At 46.9% G+C, this 1,474-nt stretch carries 3 protein-coding genes; all 3 read right to left on the bottom strand.

Annotated elements, in window-relative coordinates; all coding sequences use genetic code 11:
• Window positions 1–248: 248 nt before the first annotated feature.
• A complete protein-coding gene (locus tag Xkoz_RS19060) occupies window positions 249–824 on the bottom strand; it encodes a tail assembly protein (protein WP_099143503.1) in 576 nt (191 codons plus the stop codon).
• A 47-nt stretch (window positions 825–871) separates the two neighbouring features.
• Entirely contained in the window at window positions 872–1,285 is a 414-nt protein-coding gene (locus tag Xkoz_RS19055) for a hypothetical protein (RefSeq protein WP_099143502.1), read from the bottom strand.
• A gap of 51 nt (window positions 1,286–1,336) precedes the next feature.
• On the bottom strand, window positions 1,337–1,474 hold a 138-nt coding region (locus tag Xkoz_RS19050; RefSeq protein WP_141554455.1), incomplete at its 5' end, for an NlpC/P60 family protein.

The raw sequence follows: 1,474 nt of genomic DNA, 5'->3' as shown, positions 1-1,474 counted from the left end.
GAAAACGACTCTGGGCAGAAAAGAATTTAACCCAGATTTAACCTGACAGACACCTGTATAAATAACCGGTAGTTGTCAGATCTAATCTGGACTAATACACCTAAATCAATACCGATTAAAGTGACGTTATTCATGATGGCCTCTTCCCAAAGAAAAACACCCTCTCAGCTTACCGCTCACAGGGTGGGGGTGACCATCTCATTAAGCCGCTTGCGCGACCTGATTGAAAACGATGAAGATTTGAAGATTTATTGCTGATCTTCGGCGTAAATTCCCGCTGAGATGATGGCGCCCCCGATGCGGCGCTGACCGTAACCCAGCGGAACGGGGTTCCCCTGCGCAATGGAGTTCACCGGACCACCAAACGCATAGGATGGTTTATTGTCGGGATCTTCCCGTCGCGCCAGTCCGCCCGGCATGGGGGACAGCATTTGTACCACACCCCCCAGCATCATTCCGATACCTGACATGACCATCGGTGCCCCCCACGGGGTAGCCCACATAAATGCCCCGGCAACCACCATCACTGCGCCGAGAATAGTCTGAAACACGCCCGCTTTTTTGCTGCCGATAATCATCGGGGCAATACGAATGTCGTCTGTACCGGAAAATTCCAGTTCATCCTGACTGATATTGCGTTTACCGCTGAATACAGCAAAGGTTAACCCACGCTCTTTGGCACTCAGCAGGAACTTTTCGAAGCCGTCGATTAAGACCGATAATGCCCGAATCGCTTCCTGCGGCGAAGTGACCGCTAATCGATGTTCTCGTCCGAACAGGGCGCCGAGTGTTCCGTATAGCCGGATTATTCGTAACGTATTCATGATTTACTCCATAAAAAACCCGCCGAAGCGGGTTGTATTGCATTTATTTAAAAAGCTGTTGGATAGATACCGTAATCACCATTCGAGCCATATCCTATCCGATACGTCAACATCTCATCTTCAGTAACCCTTCCTTCCTGTTCGCTCATGCCACCACCACATATTCCTTTTGATTTTGCGCTGAAAATATGTCTTCCTACCTTGGGGTATATTTCTATCTTCTGTGCTGGATCTAGGTCAGCAAGCTCTTTCCCATCAACATAAACCCGAGACAAACAGGCGCTCCCTATAAAACCTGAATCTCTTTTAATTATAACCTTTCCTGTACCTTCTTTTTTGACCAATAAATCACGCTGTATTATCTGTTTTTCCGGCACTGGTTTGGCTGATTCATTAGAAACTGGAGTGGTTGCGCAACCTACTATAAAAAAAGCCGCTGCCACTAGGGCTATTTTTTTCATACAATCAATCCTTATAATTAAGAAATCTTAAGATTACCCTCAAGAGACTGACTAGTCATGAAATTTTTCATGTCTCAGCGCTATTACCGCTCGCTCCTGCCAGTATCCGCTATAATGCACACGGTTACTGAGCTGTCCGTACATGTGGTGTAACATCAGCCCATCACCTATGTATACCCCGGCATGATT

This window comes from Xenorhabdus kozodoii (assembly GCF_002632875.1).
GTDB lineage: Bacteria > Pseudomonadota > Gammaproteobacteria > Enterobacterales > Enterobacteriaceae > Xenorhabdus > Xenorhabdus kozodoii.
The sequence above is the reverse complement of the archived record's forward strand: the minus strand, read 5'-3'. Positions and strand labels throughout refer to the sequence as shown.